This window comes from Fredinandcohnia quinoae (genome assembly GCF_022427965.1).
GTDB classification, from domain to species: domain Bacteria; phylum Bacillota; class Bacilli; order Bacillales; family Bacillaceae_L; genus Ferdinandcohnia; species Ferdinandcohnia quinoae.
This window is the reverse complement of the sequence record NZ_JAKTTI010000003.1, coordinates 142,775-163,516: the sequence shown is the minus strand read 5'-3', so window position 1 is coordinate 163,516 and position 20,742 is coordinate 142,775. Positions and strand designations below refer to the sequence as shown.

Below are 20,742 nucleotides of genomic sequence, written 5' to 3'. Positions count from 1 at the left end.
AGCGTCTGTTGCAAGGAATGCTTTTGCATTAGCACGTCCTATGCGTCAAATCCGCAATGTGTGATGTTTCATTTTCATCCCTATTATAAATAAATACGTAACAACGGTTCAGTTAATGTCGGTTGTTGGAAAGTCTAGTTGTGGGTTTGTCAGTAAAAAGACTATTCGAATGAGAGGTATCCAGTTTTTTAAATCGTAATTACAACGGAGATTAGGCACTATTTTTATTTGTGGCAATTGTTTACACCCCATAAGCACCTGTCGAGTATGCTATAATTCTTATATAAAAATTACGTTTTCGTGTTAAAAGTAGGTGGACACATGGTGAAGACACAGAATATGACATTTCGGTGTCTGATAACTTTGACCAATACGGCAAAGGAAAAGATACGGGAGCTCGGCTTAGATGAGCGAACGTTTTTTTTATTGGAAAAATCGTATCACGTTTATATTGAAAAATATCCGAAATCAGCTGATCGAATTATATCGGCTGCATTGTTTCTAGACAATGCATCGAATGTTAGTCTAGCAGCTGCATGTAAAGGGCTTGTTGTTGTTCTTCATTGTGTCGTGCAGCCTGATCGATTTATTGTGACGAATGTGACGACGAGAGCAGCACATTTTCCATTACAATCTAATTGGCGACGACCAGCCAATATCATGTTTGATTTCAATAATCAGCGTAGTGAACCGGTTTCACTTGATTTGTTGGATGTAATTCATAACATGCCGGTTGCACAGGATAGCTCCATGTATGTGAAAAAACGGATTGCAAGCTGGGAAGGGTATTTGAAAATTCAGGAGCGAACTGCTGATATTCCTGATATGACCACTCGTTATTCGAAGTTGGTCTACAATGATGATTTCACCCGAGTAACCATTATCGGCTGTCAGTTGAATGAAAAGGAATGGAAGTTGCTCAAGGATTTGAGCGTTAAACTTAAAGGAATTGACAAGGATATCGGTAAGGTGCTAAAGGCAAATCGATCTACTTCTAGCGTAGAAGTTGAATTACACGGTTATATGGAGGAACAGGCTCGGAAGCAGCGTCTTAATAACCATCCTAAGGAAGTCATCTTTAGTAATTTTGCAACCTTAAGCCAGGTAAAAAGATTACGGCAAGGGTTTAAGCAATTAGAGAACGGACTTGCTGCAAATCCAGAGCTTGAACGCCTTTTATTTGAAAACAAGCCCCCTGTCAAAGAGATTAAAAAACAAGCAACATTACAATTCCATAATCGATTGAACGAGTTTCAGCAAGAGGCGGTCATAGGGGCTATGTCTGCGGAAGACCTATACGTCATTCAAGGACCACCTGGAACCGGAAAAACAACCGTAATTTCTGAAATTTGTCTCCAAAATGCAAGAGCGGGACTGCGTACTTTGGTTGCTTCACAGTCAAATTTAGCGGTCGATAACGCCCTTGGCCGATTGCTAGCAAATAAAGACATCCGCATTCTAAGAGTAGGTCGAACGGAAAGTATTGAAGAAGAAGGAAAAAAGTTTATTGAGGAAAATGTCGGTCAATATTGGAAAGACCATACACTACAGGAAGTTTCAACTCAATTCGAAGCTCGTAAACAACGAGAATCTGAATTAGAGGTTGAATGGATGGAGAATGAACAGGAGTATGAGCAGCTCCAGCAGATGCTTGTACGAGTGAAGACAGAGCTTGAAGCGAAGAAGAAAGCAGAGCAGCAGCATCAAGATATTCAATCAATCATTGATACGTATAATAAGGATATAAATGCTGCAGAGCAGGAAAAGCAGGCTGCTTTAAGTAAGATAGAGGAGTCCAAGGAAACACTTGTTTTATTGAATGACAATATTGAAGAAGATGAAACATTTCTTGCAGGCGAGCCACATATAGAAGCAATTCAAACGGAGTGGGAAACGCATCAGCAAGAAATAGTACGATTGCAAAAAAGTGTTGAATTACAGGATCTTGAAGGCGAATTGAATGAAAATAACCAAAAGATGGAACAGATTTTATCTGCATATGAAAAATGGAATAAGGAAGTAGAACAGGCCAATTCATTAATAGAAAGAATTATAGCTGTCAAAAAAATCGATAGCTTAAAATGGATCATCCTCGAGAGAAATATTAATCGAACTTTACGAATTCAACAATTAATTGATCAGTTCGATGACATACGCGGAAACATTGACCAATTGGATAAATTGAAGAATTATAATGGTACGATCAATCGAGCAATTTTATATGTTGAACAGCTTTTGAAGCGTCAGCACATCTCAAGCGACCAGATCCAACAGCGATTGATCAATCGGACTTCTGCTGTGGAGATTGATCAGTTTTTAGACAAGCTTAGAAATGAGTTGAAAGGAAACCAACCAATACACTCACAAAGGCTAGTTGCATTTCTTGAAGGATTATATGGGAGAAGACTATTTGTTTGGCAAAAAGCAAAACGTTTGAAGCCATTTAAAACATATATCCAGATGGCGAAGGAAGCACTCCAACAATTGAAGCAGGAACTGATTGATCAACTCCAGCCTATTCAGAATGATAATAAACTAATCTATCAAAAGTATGAAAGGGAAAAGGTGGAGCAGGGCAATAAGCTTACGAGATTACAAGACAAGCAAAAGCAAATGTCCCAATCCGTTGAGTTCATTCCAAATGGGAGGGAATTGCTGTATCAAAGAGAAGAGCAAGTGCTTGACCTACAAAAAAAGAAGGAACAGCTCGAGCAAGCGAAGCTTCGGGTTGAAATGAATGTTCAAAAACGAGCAAAGGAAGAGCTTCAGCTTCAAGAAGTGGAACAGAAACGGGCAGAAATTGAATCCAGCTTAGAACAAATGACTAAGCTGCTTAAGGAAAAGGAAGAAGAACTAGAACCTTTACAGGAAATCCTTTCGACTGTGCCAGAAGCTGAGCATGAAAAAGTGTTAACGAAATTAGCGAGTATCTCATTTACACGAGAGTCATTAAAACAGGAAAGACAAAAGTTGCCCCTATTCCAATCAATCCAAGGGAAGTGGCTTTCCTTACTGGAAGAAGCCAATGATCATGACTTGAACGAAATTCGCAAGCTTTACGTAAAGCATTCCAATGTCATTGGAACAACTTGTGTGGCATCTGCTCGCAAGGATTTTATTGAAAGCTATCCTGTATTTGATGTGGTCATTATTGATGAAGTATCAAAAGCAACCCCGCCAGAGTTGCTGTTGCCGATGCTTAAGGGGAAAAAAATCATTTTAGTCGGTGATCACCATCAGCTACCACCTCTATTAGGAAATGATACTTTGGAGGAAACGCTACAGGAAATGGCGGAAGACAGTGATAATTTTGAAGGAAAAGCTGAATTAGAAAAGCTATTAAAAGAGTCGTTGTTTGAACGATTGTTTAAAAATCTGCCAAAAAGTAATAAAACGATGCTCGCAATCCAATATCGAATGCACGAAAGCATTATGGAAACCATTACTCAATTTTATGAGCAGGAAGACGATCGACTTCAATGTGGCTTGACTGACTCTGATTTGGTGAGAGATCATATGCTAGAATCGACTCACATTCAGCGACACAATCACTTATTGTGGGTAGATATGCCGAACGAGCCTGCGTTTTTTGAAGAAAGAATGAAAGGTGGAAAAAGCCTCTATAACCCGGCGGAATTGAGTAGGATTGGTGAGATGCTTACGGAATTGAATGAAGCGGTGGGACTAGCAAAGCAAGCCGGAAGAATGGTCACTGATGAGACAAAAAGCATTGGTGTCATTAGCTTTTATGGAGAACAGGTGAAAAGGCTCGATCGCATGATTCATCAGGAGCTTCACTTGCCTCACTTAACGATTCGTACAGGAACAGTGGATAGATTCCAAGGCATGGAAATGGATGTGATTCTACTAAGTATGGTGCGAAATCATGATAATAAGCAAGATGATATCGGATTTGCGAAGGATTACAGAAGGCTAAATGTTGCCTTATCAAGAGCAAGAGAGCTGCTAGTGTTAATTGGTAGTACGAAGATGTTTACCGAGAGGACGAAACATAAGGACACGAGACATATGTACTCAAGTGTACTTGAAACAGTGAAAAAACAACAAGGCCTGCGAATGCTTGAAGAGGTGAGTTTGGCATGAATAAATTAACAAAGAAGTTACAATCAAGCCTACAAGAAAATCCAGACATCCAAATTAAGAAGACTGTGATGTGGAATTTACCGGTAATCACTTATGATGTAGCATTTACACGGGTAAAGCGATCCAAGATGGATATCCTTATAAAAATGATGCTTCTCACATTTGAACAAACTGAAATCCGGCGGGCAGCTAATTTATCCGAGTTATTACTAGTTGAGGAGTTATTCATTGCAGATTTGCTAACAAAAATGGAACGCATGGGCCTGATCCGACTGGAAAAGGAAATCTACAAGCTAACTTCAAAAGGGCATGAGCAGCTGTTAACTGGAATCATTGTAGAGGAAATGGACGAAGAGTTAACAATGCTTTCATATAGCCCTGTTCATGATGAATTTTGGCCAGATCTGACGGAAACACTGCTAGAAGTAAACGAAGAATTGGAGCTTTTCCGATATGCAGACAATCAGAACCTTATCAATGCTGATCGAATCTTGCAAGTGCTCGCTGAAAGAGAAGTTGAAATCGAAGAAGACGGCTTTCAAATTGTAGTGTCAGAAGTAAAAAGCTTCGAACAACAGAAGGGCGAACATATACCATGCCTGGAATTTCAAATCTACAATAAAGAACAGGACATGTTCTATGCCCGTGTCTGGAATACATGGCTTGGGCGTTGGGACGATGTACTTGAAAAACGTATTGAAGAAAAGGAAAGACTGGAATGGCGGAAACTTTGGGTTCCGATAGAAGAATGAGCGAACTCCTGACTCCCAGTGAATGAAAGCATCGCTGGGAGCAGGTGTTTTTTTGCTGATGGGAAACTCATGAGCTACTCAGATTGATTACTGTGTATAATAGAATACAATACATATATTTCAACTTTATTCAGCAGAAGTCTCTCACTTCTATAAGTGGTGAGTTAAATGCAAATCAGTTTCCAATTCAGTTGGAGTAAAACTCTTAGCTGAATAAAGTTAAAGCCTCCGGCGGATGCCTCAGATTTTTAAAGGAAGCTTTTCGAGCAAGCTCGAAAAAATCTGGGCGCAAATACGCCAAGGCGCATTTGATTGGGGGAGTTAGAAGATGAATTCTAAGAGGTTTTCAGTTGTTATTCCGGTTTCAATTATGGTCGGATTGATTGCGATGTGGATGCTTAATAAAGACTTTGCTGAAATCGACCTGAGCATCAGATTATTGATTGCAATGGGAGCTACCTTACTGTCTGGAGTTATAACCTATTTTCTTTTTCCAAAAGGGGAAGGGAATCAATAAAAATAATATTTTGTTGAGATTAGGTGAAAAGCGTGGCTAAAAATAGAGAAGAAATTTTGGAATGGTTGAAGGCCCTTCTAATCGCTATTTTATTATTTATTATTATCCGTATATTTGTCTTTACACCTACTATAGTTGAAGGTGCATCGATGAATCCTACTTTACAAGATCAAACCCATATGATTGTAATGAAAATAGGTGAACCGAAGAGATTTGATATTATCGTGTTTCATGAATCTGGAAATAAAGATTATATCAAGCGTGTAATTGGATTGCCAGGAGACCGTATTAAGTATAAGGATGACATTTTATATATAAATGGAATACCTTATGATGAACCGTATTTGGAGGAATATAAAAAAGGTGTGATAGATGGACCACTTACCAATTCATTTACATTACAAGAGACTCCAGTAAGAAGTGACGTAGTACCTGAAGGACATTTGTTTGTTTTAGGGGATAACAGAAGGGTTAGTAAGGATAGTCGTCATATTGGAGCAATTCCAATGAACAAGGTAGTAGGAACAACGAATATTGTTTTTTACCCATTTTCTGAGATGAAAATAATTGATAATTAAAAAAATGTGTAAAAGCAAGGGAGCGGTCACTAATCCATTCGGTTCGAAAATGAATGAACATAAGAGCCGTCTCCCTTGTTTCGTTCCTTATCATATGTACAAAGTACATTTATTTCAGTTTTTAACTCTGTGCCTGCATATACACTTCTTCGTATGGTTGAACAATGACAAAGCCATCACCTTCAAATCTCATTTGAATCGATTCGCCACTTCCTCTTCCAATGAACGTTTTAAATGAAATATCAGTTTGGAATTCTGGTTGAAGGTTTCCAGACCATGCAACAGTAGCATTTGGGTCGGTAATGATTGGCTTCCCTGGTGTTACCCGTAAAGTAAGTGGTTCATAATGAGAGGTAATCGCAATCATTCCAGTTCCTTCACAGCGTACATTAAATAATCCACCTGCCATCATACCTGCAACACGTTTCATAAGCTTAATTTTATGCTTGATCGAAGGTTCAAATGCAAGAAGATCATTTCCATTCACAAAGATTGCTTCATTTTGTAGATGAAGGATGATAATTTTTTTTCCGCTATCGGCAAGATATAATTTCCCTTGGCCATTTGCTTTCATCAATGAAGCACCTTCGCCAGTTAACGCTTTTTTGAACATTGACCCAAGGCCATGCTCGAGAACTCCTTCTCGTTCAAATTTAATGCCTCCATTGTACGCGACCATCGATCCTGCCTTTGCCCACACAAGCCCATTTAAATTGACCTCAAGCATTCTAGGAGTTTCTAATTCAAAGAAGCCTTCGCCTTTGTCCTCTTGCGCTGTATTTTTAATAAACTCAGAGATTGAATATTTGTTCATTCCAACACATCCTTTCAATTACTACATTTACGTCTGTGTGAACAAATATGTTTCAAAAAATTTGAAAAATAGCCTAAACCTCCTAGTTAGGTAGAATAAATCACATTAAAAAAAGCCGAAATTCAGATGAATTTCGGCCTTTACGATTATTTCGAAGCTTCAACAAGTCTTTTCATCACATGAATTTGTCCTGCATGTGTGGCTTCATGGATTGCGGTAAAATGAACAAGTTCTCCATATGTACGATTTCCTAGAACTGGTTCTGGAAATTGAGTTTGAAATGATTCAGCGGGAATATTTTTAATTCGTTCCAGTTGTTCCTTTAATTGCTCTAAAAGTGTTTCAACAGATGGAACATCATTCCCCCACTCTGAAGGCTTAGAACCATAGCCAAAGAAATCTTTGTAGTTGGAAGGTAATTTCCCATTTTTTCCAAATAGGAACCCTTCAGCAGAAGCTAAAATATGGCCAAGCTGCCAATGGATTGTATTAGATAAGCCATCTGGTTGAATATCAAAAATTTCTGGTGATACACCTTCAACATCCTTGAAAATTCCTGCACGAGCTATCTCGAATTGCTTTTTAACTATTTCACTCATCATAATCCCTCCGTTCTTTTATCACTAAAATTATCGGATATAAGAAGGTGAAAAGCAAATGATTGGTTTTGGAATTTGGAAAGCAAACCTTAAGGGTGGCTCCATTGGAATACATAGAAAACCACGATAGGGTATCAAATGTCCAAGTGAATGCTTGTCACGAAACCATAAGGACGATTCTCTTGAAGCATAAACAACAAGGCTCATCTCTGTGATGCGGATTATGTTTGGCGTGATTATCATCACGATATTTTTGATAATTTTGGAGTATTCTTTAAGAAGAGTTAATAAGCTATGATTTAGCCATTTTGGAGCTTAAGAATCGCAGAAGAGGGTGAAATTATGATGGATGATTCGAGTATTGTATTATGTAGGCCACTACAACAATTAAAGGATGAACATGTGGCACTAAGGGCAGAAATGGATCTTTTCTATGAGATGGCTGAAGAGATCGAATATGAGTCAGGTTCTGCAGTGATTGGATTGTTTGGAAAATTATATGAGCATATTTCGATATTCAACAATAAGCTAAAGGCACATTCCAGACGTGAGGATGATGGATTGTTCCCAATGATGGCTCGCCACCTTGGAGATAATGACAGAACAATTAATACGATGGAATTTGAACATGAAAAGGCAGAGCAGCATCTGTATGATTTTTTGACCGAAGCAGGGAAAGCGGGTTCTTCTATCAATGAAAACGAAGCACTAGCAATTACAGTGTATGCAGTCCAGGCCTATACCACACTAACCCAGCACTTTGCTAAGGAAGAAAAAGTGCTGTTCCCACTGGCAGAGAATATTCTATCGATCGTTGAAAAGGAGGAACTTGAACGACTTTTTCAAGTATGAATTGTAAAATATTGAAAAGGATTTACCTGCTTTTTTGCGTCTTAATGAATAGGTAAACACCCATTTTTAAGGTACAAGTTGATAGGCGAGTAACTAGTGAATATGATGTTGTAGGTCACAACACAAAAGGAGTTATATTATGTGTCAGTATTGTACACCTTATTATTCTCATGATGTAAATGGCTATCAAGCCTATAGAAATCCTGTTCCTTATGACTATGAAACGTATGATGATCGACAATTTTTGTTTCCAATTATCACGGGTGGTTTGATGGGGCCACCATCTGGTCCTCCACCAGGCCCACCAAACTTTGGACCACCGTTTGGGCAGCAAGGGCAGGATGTGGGGCCGCCAAATAGTCCACCCCCATCATTCGTACCTATGCAATCACAAGAAATCAGTACGTTTGCTGTAGATCCTGGCAGTATTCGTAGATGCTTATTCAGATTTACGTATGTCTGGCTGCAAAATCGTCAGCAATTCTGGTTTTATCCAACCTTTGTTGGTAGAAGTTCTATTTCAGGGTACCGCTGGAATGGCTTTAGATGGTTGTTTTTCGGAATCGACCTACGACGCATTTCATCGTTTACATGTGTGTAAGGATGTCGACTGCTGTGTTCGCGGAAAGTGAATTCGAGGTATATTCTAGTCATTCTGTGCATTCTTGAGTAACCAGCAGCCTTCAAAATATGGTATTCGGCGGGATTTGAAGATAATCCGGCCGATTCAGTAGTTAATCCGGCGAGTTTTAGGAATAATTCGGCCGATTTACACAATAATCCGGCGGGCTTTCTAATTAATTCGGCCAATACCCCTAATTAATGGAAATCCATCGATATTAAAACGGGCGAATCCCTGTATTATAATTCAGATAGTAAGTCTGAATTAGTTCGGCTGTTTCTATTCGTAAGGTCAAAAAAAAGAGGGAATAGATCCTGTTCTATTCCCCCTTTTCTCTATTTTGAGCTTTCTGCTTGTACATATTTTGATCGGCGGATTTAATTAATTCTTCTAAGTTGTTGCTATCATCTGGATAAATAGTTGAACCAATTGAGATTTTTATATTTAAGCTCATTTGCTGTGAAAGACTTTCTAATTGGTCATCTAGCCGTTGAATAAGGGTTTGTAGGCCTGCATCATCCTTGTAATGCCCGATAATTAGAAATTCGTCTCCTCCCCAACGAGCAACAACATCACTTTTTCTTATCGATTGTAAAAGGATGTTAGCAATATTGGATAGAACCAAATCACCTTTCGTATGACCACATGAATCATTAATTTCTTTGAAGTTGTCACAATCAATGATTAATACGAATAGCTTGCTATTTGTACGATCAGCGAATGATATAATTTTATCAAATGCACCCATTATAAAACGGCGATTGTAAAGGTTAGTAAGGGTATCCTTCTCCGAAAAGTATTGAGCTTTATCATATTGCTTGCCACACCAATAAGCAATAAAATAAAACAATGGGTATCCAAGTAAATCGATAATATCAATTTGTCCATCACGAAAATAGTAATAGACCAAATAAATCGTGTGTAAAGACAAGATAATACCTACTGCGAAAAATCTTCCAGAATGCTTCATTTCAAATCCCACCATATGTAGTTATAAAGACCTAGTTAGCGCTTATCACAATAATATCACGGATTTGCATTCGTGCATATAATCTAATCAATATAGAATATAACCAAATAAAATAATTATATTTATATAATTATTTATTCCATTATAAGGGATTGTTGTAAGTCCCAAATTAATGAAAGTAGTAATGAAATGAAGTGTGTCTCAAAACGAAAGGACAGCAGAGGGGACAGTCCCTCTGCATATGTGTTGCTATTTAAAATGTTGGGCTTATGGCAAAATAGCAAAAGAACGAACAGGGAATCCTGTTGCTTTTTCGGGTTTTGGACTAATATTGAAGATGACAGCACCTTTTGCTGGTACCTTATCAAGGTTTGTTAATAATTCAACCTGATACGTATCCTGCTCAAGCACATAATATTCGCCAATTAATGATCCGTTTTTGCGGACATCAACTGCTGCATCAGTGTCAAATGTTTCATGACCTACAGCCTTAATCTTTCGTTCATTAAATAAAAATGTTAAAGCATCAATTCCCCAACCAGGGCTATGACTATTTCCTTCTGCATCTTTATTCTCGAATGCTTCTTTGTTAGGCCAGCGTTTACTCCAGTCGGTGCGTAATGCCACAAAAGTACCAGCTTCTATTTTTCCATGCTCTTCTTCAAATGTAAGAATATCATCAACAGAGAGAATAAAGTCATGATTTTCTTGTGCTTCCTTCGACTTATCAATCACAACTAGTGGTAATACAAGTTCCTTTAACTCTAGTTCCTCCAAGAAACGCTTGTTACGAACGAAATGAATAGGCGCATCAATATGTGTTCCGTATTGTCCTGGAAACGTAAAACGTTGAGCGAAAAAGCCATCATCATGTGTGAACAGTGTTTTAAACTCAGCATCCTCAAACGCTGAGAAATGTGGAGAATCAGGGCCGAATGTATGTGTCAGATCAACCCATTCCTTTCTTTGTAATACCTCAATAGCATGCAATAGTTCACTTTCATTTTTTACTGTTGACATTAAAATCACCTCTAAAATTATTTTTTAAAACAAAAACCCCTCTTCTAGAAATAAGAAGAGGGGTTAAAAAGACGAATAAAATGACCTGCTCTTCTTATCTTCTAGCTTCAAGCTACTGGAATTGGCACAGTACTATTTAAGTCTGTTGCCGAGGTATCAAAGGGCCAGTCCCTCCACCTCTCTGGATAAGAAAAAATTTCGAATATTAAGTTATGAGCTTTACTATAGACCTGAAAAAGTAAATTGTCAACAGTAAATTAACCATTGATATGTTTGCGATTGCACAGGTAGAATACAGGATAGACCGTAATCTAGGGTAACGGGTTTTTAAATAAATATGAACTTTTTGTGGAGGGGACCAATGAGTGACTTAGTGAAAGCTTTACAAAAGCGAGGTTTTTTCATAGTAGAAGAGGATGACTATTTTACGTTAGGAAAAGGTAGTCATCCTAAGGATCTTATGGATCTCAAACAAATGCTAGACAGATTAAATATCTCCGTTACGTTTCAAGGCGAGAAGGTAATAATGACGGGAGAATTAGATGATCGAAAAATTCATGAGATTATTTGGTACCCCGCAAGAAACCATGAGGCTGGAGGAGATGGTGGTTGGCGTAGCTGGAAATATTTCATTAATGGCATGTACGGACCGAAAGTTAGAACGATTACGTTAGAAACCGGAGTGGCGCTTTTTATTAAATCGCTGAGTGCAGCAGGAGTAAGAACGATATCAAGCTGTGATGGTCATGGAAAAAAATCACCATACATTTCTTTCTTCGGGCTTTATAATGCCTGTTGGTTCATGGTATTGTATAAGAATTTATTAAGTGATCTCGATCTAAATTATAATTGGCGAATAGAAGATAAAGGATTTTCAGACCCTCATATAATTGCCAACAGTAATACAGGAAAATGGGATCTCCGATTAGTAGTAGAGGACACGCAAAGAATGGCTTCTGTACTCCTACAAAATAGCAAGCGAATTTCCGAGTTGAAAAGAGAGCTATTTGGTGCAAATCGAAAGAGTACTAGAAAGGTAGTTAAGGAAATGAGCGTTGAAGAACTAATCGTATGGATGGAGCAAAGGTACATGGAGAAGGGATTTCATTAGGATCCAGGGGGACGGTTCTCATGGTATGTTATTCAAATTATCAGAAAACAAACCAAAAGAACCGTCCCTATGGTTTGCCCAAATATAGGTAGAAAGGATTATTTATTTTTTAAAGGAGTCAGATTATTCTTGAAATACAACTAGATTTTTTGAACGTACTGCTGAAGCCTAGATTTTTTTTGCTGATGAATATACAGGATATATACCTGTATACAAAGGGAGGTGGGATAATAGTTTTTAATGATCTAAATGACGAAGGAGGAAGTATCATGAAACAGAAAATCATGAAGAAGAGGCTATCCATTTTTGCCAGCCTTATGTTATTGGTTAATCTTTTAGTTCCAATCACCACATTTGCAACAACTGAATCTTCAGATGAAGTGAGCTTGGAAGTTAGCAATCATGATTTTGAGGCAGCTTTATATGAGGATGGAAGTATCCAGGAATGGTCACAAATATTTGGTACTGATGGAATTACGGTAGATCATATAAAATCCTTTAGTGGAGAAAATAGCCTGAAATTAGTGGATAGTAGTAGTTCAGCCAATATAGGAATGATTAGCAGTAATATCCCGGCTATTCCTGGTAAGGAATATCGGGCTACTGCGAAGACTTCCATCGAAACGGGTGGAAATGCTGAAATCTACTTGCGATTTTTTGATAATACTGGGAAGTATATTACAGGATATAACGGCGTTAAAACAGGGCCAACTTCTTCGTGGGAGGATATTTCTGTAAACGCGACTGCCCCTGATAATACTGCTTTCGTCGCGATTTTATTTTACTCAGGAAAAGGTAATGTGGGAACATTTAACTTCGATAACGTCATGCTTTTTGAAAAGGGTGTAGAAGTAAATCCGCCCGATTTGACAGATTTTCCAGTTGTGAATGCTGGATTTGAAGAAGAAGTTGAAGAGGGTGTAATTCCTGGTTGGTCAAAGGATTCCGAAACGAATAGTGATCATTTTGAAGTAACGGATGAAAAAGCCTCCAAAGGAACTAAGAGCTTGAAAATTGTTAACGAACCAGACAAATATATGCTTGTTCGCAGTGATTTTATTGAGATTAATCCCGGTGAAACATACACAGCTATAGCTGATGTGTTTCTAGAGTATGGTTCGGTTGATATGTATGTTCGTTTCTACGATAAGAACGGGGCATATACGGGTGAATTTGAGTGGAATAAATTAACAACTCCTACGAATGAATGGACGAAAAACTATGTGACGGCAACAGCACCAAAAAATGCTACAAAACTAGCAGTCTTATTTGCAGGAAGTAATTCAAAAACATATAAACATTATGTGGATGAGGTTCGTGTTGTAAAAGGTGTTGTCGAAGCACCGGAGGAGGAAATTGTGAATCCGATTGAAGAGGTGGCCACTGATTTAGGTGTTCAAGTGTCTAAAACAACGGTTATGTTAGGGGATATCGGTAAGGATGCAAATGGCCGGGATGTATTGTATACAGTCGTTGCAGGCGCACCGTCTAAGCTTGCCATTGTTGATATTGAAACAGAGAAGCTTCTGAAAAGCCATTCATTAGCTGATACTTCAGGTGCATGGGCTGTTACTGTTGCTTCTGATGGCACTGTATATCTCGGGGCCTATAATAAAGGGTATTTATACCGTTACTTCCCAGATACCGACACACTAGAAAACTTAGGCTATCCTGTGTCAGACACAGATCCAGTCCTATATCCAATCGATACTGCAAGTGACGGGCGAATCATTGGCGGAACCTATGGCACGGGAAGTGTGTATCAGTATGACCCTCATACAGAAACGTTCACAAACTTTGGAACGATGGTTGATGGTCAAAGCTGGGTGAGAAGTGTTGCCTATGATGAACGTACAAATAAGGTCTATGCAGGTATCGGAAGTGTTGCACACTTAATTGAATATGATATGAATACAGGTGAGAAGACGAATATATTACCAGAGCAGTTTTCTGATAGTATTTCCGTCTATGACCTTGATTTAGTGGATGGAAAACTTTTTGCTCAAAAAGAGTCAGTATATGAAATGTTTGTCCTAGACACCGAAACAAAAGAAGTCATTAAAGCAATAAATGGTGATACTGGTGAGGTTGTAGAAAGTATTCCAGAGTCCTCAAGAGGGGTATCAGGTAAATCACCAGTTGCCAACAAAATTTATTTCACACATTTTGGTATTCTTCATGAGTATGACTTAGATACAAATACATTTAAATCCTTACAAGTAGACATTCAAGGAAGTGCGATTAGTTATAAGTTCCTTCAATTAGAGGAAGAAGGCTTCCCAGGCTACACACTTGTTGGCCTCTCAGGTAATGGTGGAAAGCTATATAAATACAATTTGGAAACTGGAAAGCTAAAATTAGTAGATTTAGAGCTTCCGGCTGAGCCCGTTCTAATTCACGAATTAAGTAAGGGACCAGATGGAAAGATATACAGTACAGGTTATTTACCAGGAAATATGGGTGCATATTTACCGTCTTCAAATAAAAACATCCGCTTGAATGATATCGGCCAAGGGGAAGGGATGGCAAGCTTGAAAGGTAATCTCTATATTGGTGTATATCCAAATGCACGTATATATGAGTATGACTTAAGTAAGCCATGGAATCGCACCGATTCGAATCAACTAAATCCTGATTTATTATTTAGTATTGAGAAAAATGATGAGATTGAAGGTTACACACCACAGGATCGTCCATTTGCAATGCTTGGTGTAGAGGATTATGACAAGTTATTTATTGGAACCGTTCCGAAAAATGGACATTTAGGTGGAGCATTTACAATTTATGATGTTATAAAAAAAGGTGAGCCAGAGGTTCATTGGAATGTCATGCCTGACCAAAGTATTGTTTCATTAACATATAAGGATGGAAAAGTATATGGTGGAACAACTGTTGCGGGCGGACAAGGATCTACTCCAACGACAACAGAAGCAAAATTATTCATTTGGGATATTGAAAAAGGTGAAAAAACATTTGAAATCGTTCCTGTACCAAATAGGCAAGCAATTACAGCTTTAACAATCGGTTCTGATGGAAATGTGTGGGGAATGGCAAATGGTACCATATTCACATTTGACACGGAAACGAATGAAGTGACTTTTACGAAGGATATTTATCCTGAAGCTAGTAACCGTTGGAGAGAGGCAAAATTAGAAATTGGAACAGATGGAAATATTTGTGGAATTGCTGCAGGGAAATTCTTTACATTTAATGTAACGACGAAGGAAGTAACCTTACTTGCTAGCAAGGTAGAGCATATGACCCAAGATGATTTTGGTGCATTTTATTTGTCAAACGGAAATCGTCTCTATAAGTACACTGATGAATCCCTATTAGTAAAGATCACGGATGCCCATATTTCTGTGGATGAAACAAAAATAAGAGCGGGAGAAACGATACCATTAAAATTTCATGTCCAACTTGAAAAAGAAAGAAGTACACATGAATTATCAGGGGCCGAAATTGAGTATCGAATTAGCAATAAAAAAATAGTGACTATTGAAAATGGAAACGTCAAGGCTCTAAAAAGTGGTGCTGCGAAAATTACGGCAATCGTTACACTTAATGGAAAGACAATTGAAACAAACACGATAAAAATACAAGTTCATAACAAACATGGCAATAGCGGTAAATAATAAGAAGCAAGCCCGGGAAGAAGTGACCTCACTTCGTTCTCGGGCTTTTAACTTTATTCATCAGAAGTCTCCCACTTCTATAAGTGGTGAGATGAATGCAAATCAGTTTTCATTTCAGTGGGGGTTCAAACCCCGACTGAATAAAGGTAAAGCCTCCGGCGGATGCCTCAGATTTTTTAAAGGAAGCTTTTCGAGCAAGCTCGAAAAAATCTTGGCGCAAATACGCTAAGGCGCATTTTGATATGTCAAAATATTCTTAAAAACATTGAAAGATCATTAGTTTTATATTATAGTATTGATATTAGCGATATACATGTCATATACATGTTCATAAAGACGGGTAGGTGAAGTAGGTTGAAAATCGGAAAAGTCGGTATTTATATTGATCAAAAAGAGGTAGAAAACAGATGGTCAAATGGGATGAATGTGTTTGAATTATATATTTTGGAGGTCTTTGAACATTTACGATTGCCCTTTCAAATGGTAGAGGATCTCTCTAATCTTCAAAGCTATGACGCATTGGTTATCGGCGTTATGGAGGAAAATCCAAAGGCGATGTCACGAATTGTAGAATATGCTGAAGCGGGTGGAACTGTCATTAGCTACGGTGGTTTAAATAGATTGGCTGATTGGCTCGGTTTCCGAAAAGCATCTGAAGTACAGAGGGGATACGCATTTTTAAATGATGATTTTAACCAAGATAAACCATTACGTTTCTTACAAGCAGAACCATGGGAGCAGGTGACACCCTCCGACAATGTATCCGAAAAGGGAAAAATCTATATAACAAATAAAGTCCAAAATGATTCTGAAGTAGTGGCCTTACATCAAATTAAAGTTGGGAAAGGCCATATTGATCGTTGGGCCATTTCGATTCCTAAAACAATTGTCGGTATCCAACAAGGAACACAGCCAGTTTCAAAGGATGGAGTACCTGCCCCGGATGGATCAGCCAATCTCGATGAGGGGATTTTGAAAGCGGATGATGGGTTTGAACTCGATTGGAATTTAGATAGAGAGCAAACAGGAACGGGTATACCATATTTTTCACTACCATATGCAGACCTTTGGCGTGAAGTAATGATTGAACATCTTTTAAATAGAGTCATAGAGAAGAATGTAACTCTTCCATTCTTAGCTTATTGGCCAGCAGATGTAGAGCATATGGCGATGATTTCTCATGATAGTGATTTAAATGAAGATGCCTCGGCGATAACCACATTGGATGTCTTGCGGAAACATGGAATTCATTCGACATGGTGTATGATTATGCCCGGATATGACCAATCCATTTACGAGCAGGTAAAGAATGATGGTCATGAATTGGCCTTTCACTATAATGCGTTAAAAGCGGAGGAAGGTATTTGGGGAGAAGAAGCCTTCCGTGAACAGTTAAATATTCTAAAAAAAGCATCCAATACAAATGATATTGTTTCGAATAAAAATCATTATACTCGGTTTGAAGGCTGGGGAGAGTTTTTTACATGGTGTGAGAAATGTGGAATTGAGGTTGACCAATCACGTGGACCAAGTAAAAAAGGGAATATCGGTTTTCTCTTTGGAACATGCCATCCGTTCTTCCCGATTGCCTCAGCAGATGAAAATAATCGCTTTTATAATGTCCTTGAGCTTGGTTTTTTAACGCAAGATTTAAATCATCATGCCTTAGCTGACACAAGTGTAATCGATCCATTCTTGAATCATGTCAAGCTTGTGAATGGGGTAGCTCATTTCCTATTTCATCAGTACCACATTCATCATCAAGAGGATGTCTATGAGGCGATTCAACAGCTGATTGTGCAGGCGAAACAAGAAGGCTTCACATTCTGGACATCTAGACAAATTAATGAATGGGAACGGAAACGACGCAAAATTTCAATAATTGGAGTCGATCATAATCATCATGTCCTTACTTTGGATGATGTGAATGTTGAAGATGCAGTAGCCTATATACCTATTCCAAATTCAAACAATACGTGCAATGAAAAGATAGTAGAACGCTTTGGTATTCCATGTATTGAGAAAAAGATTTTGCGGCAATCAGTTAAAAAAATCGGAAAAGAGATGGCGTAAAATGACGAAATTAGCGATTCATGGTGGATCAAAAGTTAAAACAACTCCATTTTCAACCGGGGAAAGATTTGGGATAGAAGAGGCAAAAGAACTACTAGAGGCATTGAATCAAAATACACTTTTTTATCATTTTGGCCAGAAGGTGAAGCAATTTCTTGCGGATTTTAACAAGATGTACGGTGTGAAATATAGTGTTGCTACATCATCAGGTACAGCTGCGATCCATGTGGCCTTAGGTGCTGCTGGGGTTACGGTTGGAGATGAGGTCATCACAAGTCCGATAACTGACCAAGGAACGATTGTTGGGGTCTTATACCAAAATGCCATTCCTGTCTTCGCTGATTTAGAGCCGAACACCTATAATTTGGATCCGAAATCAATTGAGGAAAAAATCACTCCGAAAACAAAAGCAATAATCGTTGTTCATCTAGCGGGAAATCCTTGTAATATGGATCCAATTATGGAAATTGCGAAAAAGTATAATATTAAAGTCATTGAAGATTGTGCTCAAAGCTATTTAACAACATATAATGGCCGACTTGTTGGAACGATTGGTGATTATGGTTGTTTTAGTACAAATGATTTCAAGCATATTTCAACAGGTGATGGCGGAATTGTCACAGTCAATTCTACTCATCAAGAAGACTATTTCAAAGCACATGCCTTTGCCGATAAAAACTATCAAAGATTAGCTGATTCTGTTGCAAGAGATATCGAATATTTGGCACCAAATTATCGAATGACAGAGTTACAAGGAGCTGTCGGGATTGCCCAGCTAAAAAAATTACAATGGATTTGCCAAACGCGAAACACATATGGGGAGCTGCTGACAAAAGGAATGAGTGGAATTGAAGGAATAGAACCGATGAAAATCACACCAGGAGGCTGGTGTACATACTGGTTCTATATGTTCAGACTTGATGAAAGCAAATTTACCTGTTCGAGAGCAGAGTTCTCTCAAGCGTTGGCGGCAGAGGGGATCCCAAATCAGGCAGGATATATCCCAAAGGTGCTATATCAAATCCCTTTATTACAGAAAAAACAGGCATATGTAGATAGTCAATTCCCATTTGATTTATCAGACCAAAATTATGAGGCCGGCTCTTGTCCTGAAGCAGAGGATATTTTGAATACAGCGATTCGAATAAATATAAGTGAATTTTACAAAATAGGTGACATTGAGGAAATAATAGAAGGAATTAAGAAGGTATCAAGCTATTTTCAGAGAAAAAAGTAGTTATGGAAAAGGGGGAGATGAAAATGAGTGACAACGTCATTGAGGCGACTGACCATGGGATACCAGTACAGTACGATGAAGCACGAACAGCAGCCTTTTGTATCAATGAAAAAGGGGAATCCCGATTTGTGATTGCTGCCAAAGGATTTGTTGTCATCGTCGACCCCGACACTTCTCAATCATCGCAAATGTTTTTCCCAGAAAAGTATGTGGAGTATCCATTTGCTTCATTCAGTAGCAATGGATTGTTTTATACAGGAGCAGGGCAGCTTTTTATGGTGCTAGACCCTTTTAGAGAAACATTTATCTTCTCGCAGTATATTGAAAATGGTGAGGATATTATTGGCTTTAGCTTTGCAGAAGATGACAAAGGAATGGTCTATTTTACCACATACCCAAATGTCCATGTTCTTTCGTATTGTCCAAAAACGAATAAAATAACGGATTTTGGTTCAATTGAACAAACGGAAAAATACCCTGGCAGCATTGCCATTGACAATAAGGGTTGGATATATGTTGGGGTTGGGACGGAAAGAAAAAATATAATCGCTTTCCATCCGATCGATAATAAGATGAAATCGTTCGTAGCTGAAGAACAAAGGTCAAAAGGTGTAGGATTTGTATATAAGGGAGTCGATGGCTACGTATATGGCCATTGGGATGCAATCGATTTAAAAAACACTTACGAATCTGATAATTGGCGGATGCTTCATGATGGAGATGCCGTTCCTATTCAAGAATCGGCTCGGTCTTTGTCTCCATATTCAGGGCAAGGATTTCAAAAAATACATCGTAATCATGCGGGTACATATCTTGTGGAAAAGTATAGTCTCTCGGAAAAGTATGTCATATTTAAACATAGTGATGGTTCCAAGAAAAAAGTACAACTAGACTATCAATCGAATGGAGCGGATCTGTCTACCTTATATGTAGGTCCTGATCATGCTTTATACGGGACTTCTATGCATCCTCTGCAATTCTATACGTTTGATTTTTCAAAAAATGAGATTCATAATTTTGGTCCAATTGATCAAGGTGGTGGCGGTAATATTGCTGCTTATGCTTCCCAAGGTACATTCATGATTGGTGTAGCTTATGCAGGTGGGAAGCTATATGAATTCGATACAGAGAAACCATTCCATCCAGAAAAGAACCCTAAGCTCCTGTTTGAACATCAGGAAATACACCGACCAAGATGTGCCCTTGCCCATAAAGATGGTGTTCATATTGTGTGGGGAGGGTTTCCAGGGTATGGCATGGTAGGTGGGGGATTAGGAATCTATCATGTTCCAACGAAGACGAACACAATCATTCCACATACAGACATTATTCCGAACCAAAGTACCTTCTCTCTCGGTCAATTAGCATCTGGGTTAATTCTAGCAGGCACAAGCATCGAAACGCCGGGTGGTGCTATGCCAAAGGAAAGCGAAGCCTGTCTCTATTTATTTAACTTGGAAAAAAGACAAGTAGAAGATATAACCCAACCAATACGTGGAATTCAAGAAATCTCACAAATCTATATCGACAAGAATGATCATGCACATTGTTTAACAAATGAAAGCCTCTATTTTGTTTTTGATCCACAATCAAAAGCGGTCATCTATTCAGAGGATTTTTCGAAATACGGAAAAATGGTTCGGAATGGCTTTGTTTATGACGAGTCTAGGAATAGATTGTTATGCTTATTAAGCAATGCAATTGTAAAGATAAGTGTAAACGAGGAGATAGCAGTTAAGGGAGTAAGATTACTCTCTCGAACAGCGACAAGTGGGATCGTCCTGTATAATCAACGAATTTATTATGGCTCAGGTAGTCATCTTTGCAGTATCGATGCTTATGAATGATACAAGGAGGT

At 38.4% G+C, this 20,742-nt stretch carries 15 protein-coding genes and 1 riboswitch; of the genes, 11 read left to right on the top strand and 4 right to left on the bottom strand.

Translation table 11 applies throughout. From position 1 onward, the window contains the following. Positions 1 to 321 precede the first annotated feature (321 nt). From MJG50_RS04080 to lepB, 4 genes are all read left to right on the top strand, one after another. Positions 322 to 4,104 carry a DEAD/DEAH box helicase gene (locus tag MJG50_RS04080; protein WP_240252953.1) on the top strand — a complete coding sequence of 1,261 codons (3,783 nt, stop codon included), beginning with the start codon at positions 322 to 324 and terminating at the stop codon, positions 4,102 to 4,104. Beyond that, on the top strand, positions 4,101 to 4,856 hold the full coding sequence (locus MJG50_RS04075; RefSeq protein ID WP_240252952.1) for a hypothetical protein: 756 nt from the start codon (positions 4,101 to 4,103) through the stop codon (positions 4,854 to 4,856). The genes MJG50_RS04080 and MJG50_RS04075 overlap by 4 nt, the downstream gene beginning before the upstream one ends. A 328-nt stretch (positions 4,857 to 5,184) precedes the next feature. After that, complete coding sequence (locus MJG50_RS04070; RefSeq protein ID WP_240252946.1) at positions 5,185 to 5,373, top strand: histidine kinase; 189 nt, start codon at positions 5,185 to 5,187, stop codon at positions 5,371 to 5,373. 32 nt (positions 5,374 to 5,405) lie between these two features. Further along, positions 5,406 to 5,951: a signal peptidase I gene (gene lepB, locus MJG50_RS04065; RefSeq protein ID WP_240252945.1), complete on the top strand. Its 546-nt coding sequence runs from the start codon at positions 5,406 to 5,408 to the stop codon at positions 5,949 to 5,951. A gap of 121 nt (positions 5,952 to 6,072) precedes the next feature. Here lepB and MJG50_RS04060 read toward each other — a convergent pair whose 3' ends face one another. Next, positions 6,073 to 6,765, bottom strand: coding sequence for an AIM24 family protein (locus tag MJG50_RS04060; protein ID WP_240252941.1), 693 nt, complete (start codon positions 6,763 to 6,765; stop codon positions 6,073 to 6,075). A gap of 146 nt (positions 6,766 to 6,911) precedes the next feature. Beyond that, positions 6,912 to 7,364, bottom strand: a complete 453-nt coding sequence (locus MJG50_RS04055; protein WP_240252940.1) for a DinB family protein — start codon at positions 7,362 to 7,364, stop codon at positions 6,912 to 6,914. Positions 7,365 to 7,709: 345 nt separating this feature from the next. On the opposite strand from MJG50_RS04055, the gene MJG50_RS04050 reads away from it, so the two are divergent. Continuing rightward, complete coding sequence (locus MJG50_RS04050) at positions 7,710 to 8,216, top strand: hemerythrin domain-containing protein (protein WP_240252939.1); 507 nt, start codon at positions 7,710 to 7,712, stop codon at positions 8,214 to 8,216. Positions 8,217 to 8,355: 139 nt separating this feature from the next. Then, complete coding sequence (locus MJG50_RS04045; RefSeq protein ID WP_431307257.1) at positions 8,356 to 8,817, top strand: hypothetical protein; 462 nt, start codon at positions 8,356 to 8,358, stop codon at positions 8,815 to 8,817. A 340-nt stretch (positions 8,818 to 9,157) separates the two neighbouring features. Here MJG50_RS04045 and MJG50_RS04040 read toward each other — a convergent pair whose 3' ends face one another. Both MJG50_RS04040 and MJG50_RS04035 read right to left on the bottom strand, forming a co-directional pair. Next, entirely contained in the window at positions 9,158 to 9,808 is a 651-nt protein-coding gene (locus MJG50_RS04040) for a GGDEF domain-containing protein (RefSeq protein WP_240252938.1), read from the bottom strand. A gap of 267 nt (positions 9,809 to 10,075) precedes the next feature. Continuing rightward, the gene (locus tag MJG50_RS04035; protein ID WP_240252937.1) at positions 10,076 to 10,828 is read right to left on the bottom strand and encodes a cyclase family protein; all 753 of its coding nucleotides are present in this window, start codon (positions 10,826 to 10,828) and stop codon (positions 10,076 to 10,078) included. Between the two features lie 91 nt (positions 10,829 to 10,919). After that, a riboswitch (SAM riboswitch) is annotated at positions 10,920 to 11,020 on the bottom strand. 169 nt (positions 11,021 to 11,189) lie between these two features. Here MJG50_RS04035 and MJG50_RS04030 point away from each other — a divergent pair. The 5 genes from MJG50_RS04030 (at position 11,190) to MJG50_RS04010 (ending at position 20,731) form a co-directional block, all read left to right on the top strand. Next, positions 11,190 to 11,939 carry a hypothetical protein gene (locus MJG50_RS04030; protein WP_240252936.1) on the top strand — a complete coding sequence of 250 codons (750 nt, stop codon included), beginning with the start codon at positions 11,190 to 11,192 and terminating at the stop codon, positions 11,937 to 11,939. Between the two features lie 269 nt (positions 11,940 to 12,208). Further along, positions 12,209 to 15,574: a carbohydrate binding domain-containing protein gene (locus MJG50_RS04025; RefSeq protein WP_240252934.1), complete on the top strand. Its 3,366-nt coding sequence runs from the start codon at positions 12,209 to 12,211 to the stop codon at positions 15,572 to 15,574. Positions 15,575 to 15,928: 354 nt separating this feature from the next. After that, positions 15,929 to 17,647, top strand: a complete 1,719-nt coding sequence (locus MJG50_RS04020) for a polysaccharide deacetylase family protein (RefSeq protein ID WP_240252933.1) — start codon at positions 15,929 to 15,931, stop codon at positions 17,645 to 17,647. Between the two features lies 1 nt (position 17,648). After that, on the top strand, positions 17,649 to 18,884 hold the full coding sequence (locus MJG50_RS04015; protein ID WP_240252931.1) for a DegT/DnrJ/EryC1/StrS family aminotransferase: 1,236 nt from the start codon (positions 17,649 to 17,651) through the stop codon (positions 18,882 to 18,884). A 23-nt stretch (positions 18,885 to 18,907) separates the two neighbouring features. Beyond that, positions 18,908 to 20,731, top strand: a complete 1,824-nt coding sequence (locus MJG50_RS04010; RefSeq protein WP_240252930.1) for a hypothetical protein — start codon at positions 18,908 to 18,910, stop codon at positions 20,729 to 20,731. Positions 20,732 to 20,742: the final 11 nt, after the last annotated feature.

Coding starts and splice junctions, on each gene's coding strand:
- MJG50_RS04080 (WP_240252953.1), top strand. CDS start 322: ATGGTGAAGACACAGAATATGACATTTCGGTGTCTGATAACTTTGACC.
- MJG50_RS04075 (WP_240252952.1), top strand. CDS start 4,101: ATGAATAAATTAACAAAGAAGTTACAATCAAGCCTACAAGAAAATCCA.
- MJG50_RS04070 (WP_240252946.1), top strand. CDS start 5,185: ATGAATTCTAAGAGGTTTTCAGTTGTTATTCCGGTTTCAATTATGGTC.
- MJG50_RS04060 (WP_240252941.1), bottom strand. CDS start 6,765: ATGAACAAATATTCAATCTCTGAGTTTATTAAAAATACAGCGCAAGAG.
- MJG50_RS04055 (WP_240252940.1), bottom strand. CDS start 7,364: ATGAGTGAAATAGTTAAAAAGCAATTCGAGATAGCTCGTGCAGGAATT.
- MJG50_RS04050 (WP_240252939.1), top strand. CDS start 7,710: ATGGATGATTCGAGTATTGTATTATGTAGGCCACTACAACAATTAAAG.
- MJG50_RS04045 (WP_431307257.1), top strand. CDS start 8,356: ATGTGTCAGTATTGTACACCTTATTATTCTCATGATGTAAATGGCTAT.
- MJG50_RS04040 (WP_240252938.1), bottom strand. CDS start 9,808: ATGAAGCATTCTGGAAGATTTTTCGCAGTAGGTATTATCTTGTCTTTA.
- MJG50_RS04035 (WP_240252937.1), bottom strand. CDS start 10,828: ATGTCAACAGTAAAAAATGAAAGTGAACTATTGCATGCTATTGAGGTA.
- MJG50_RS04030 (WP_240252936.1), top strand. CDS start 11,190: ATGAGTGACTTAGTGAAAGCTTTACAAAAGCGAGGTTTTTTCATAGTA.
- MJG50_RS04025 (WP_240252934.1), top strand. CDS start 12,209: ATGAAACAGAAAATCATGAAGAAGAGGCTATCCATTTTTGCCAGCCTT.
- MJG50_RS04015 (WP_240252931.1), top strand. CDS start 17,649: ATGACGAAATTAGCGATTCATGGTGGATCAAAAGTTAAAACAACTCCA.
- MJG50_RS04010 (WP_240252930.1), top strand. CDS start 18,908: ATGAGTGACAACGTCATTGAGGCGACTGACCATGGGATACCAGTACAG.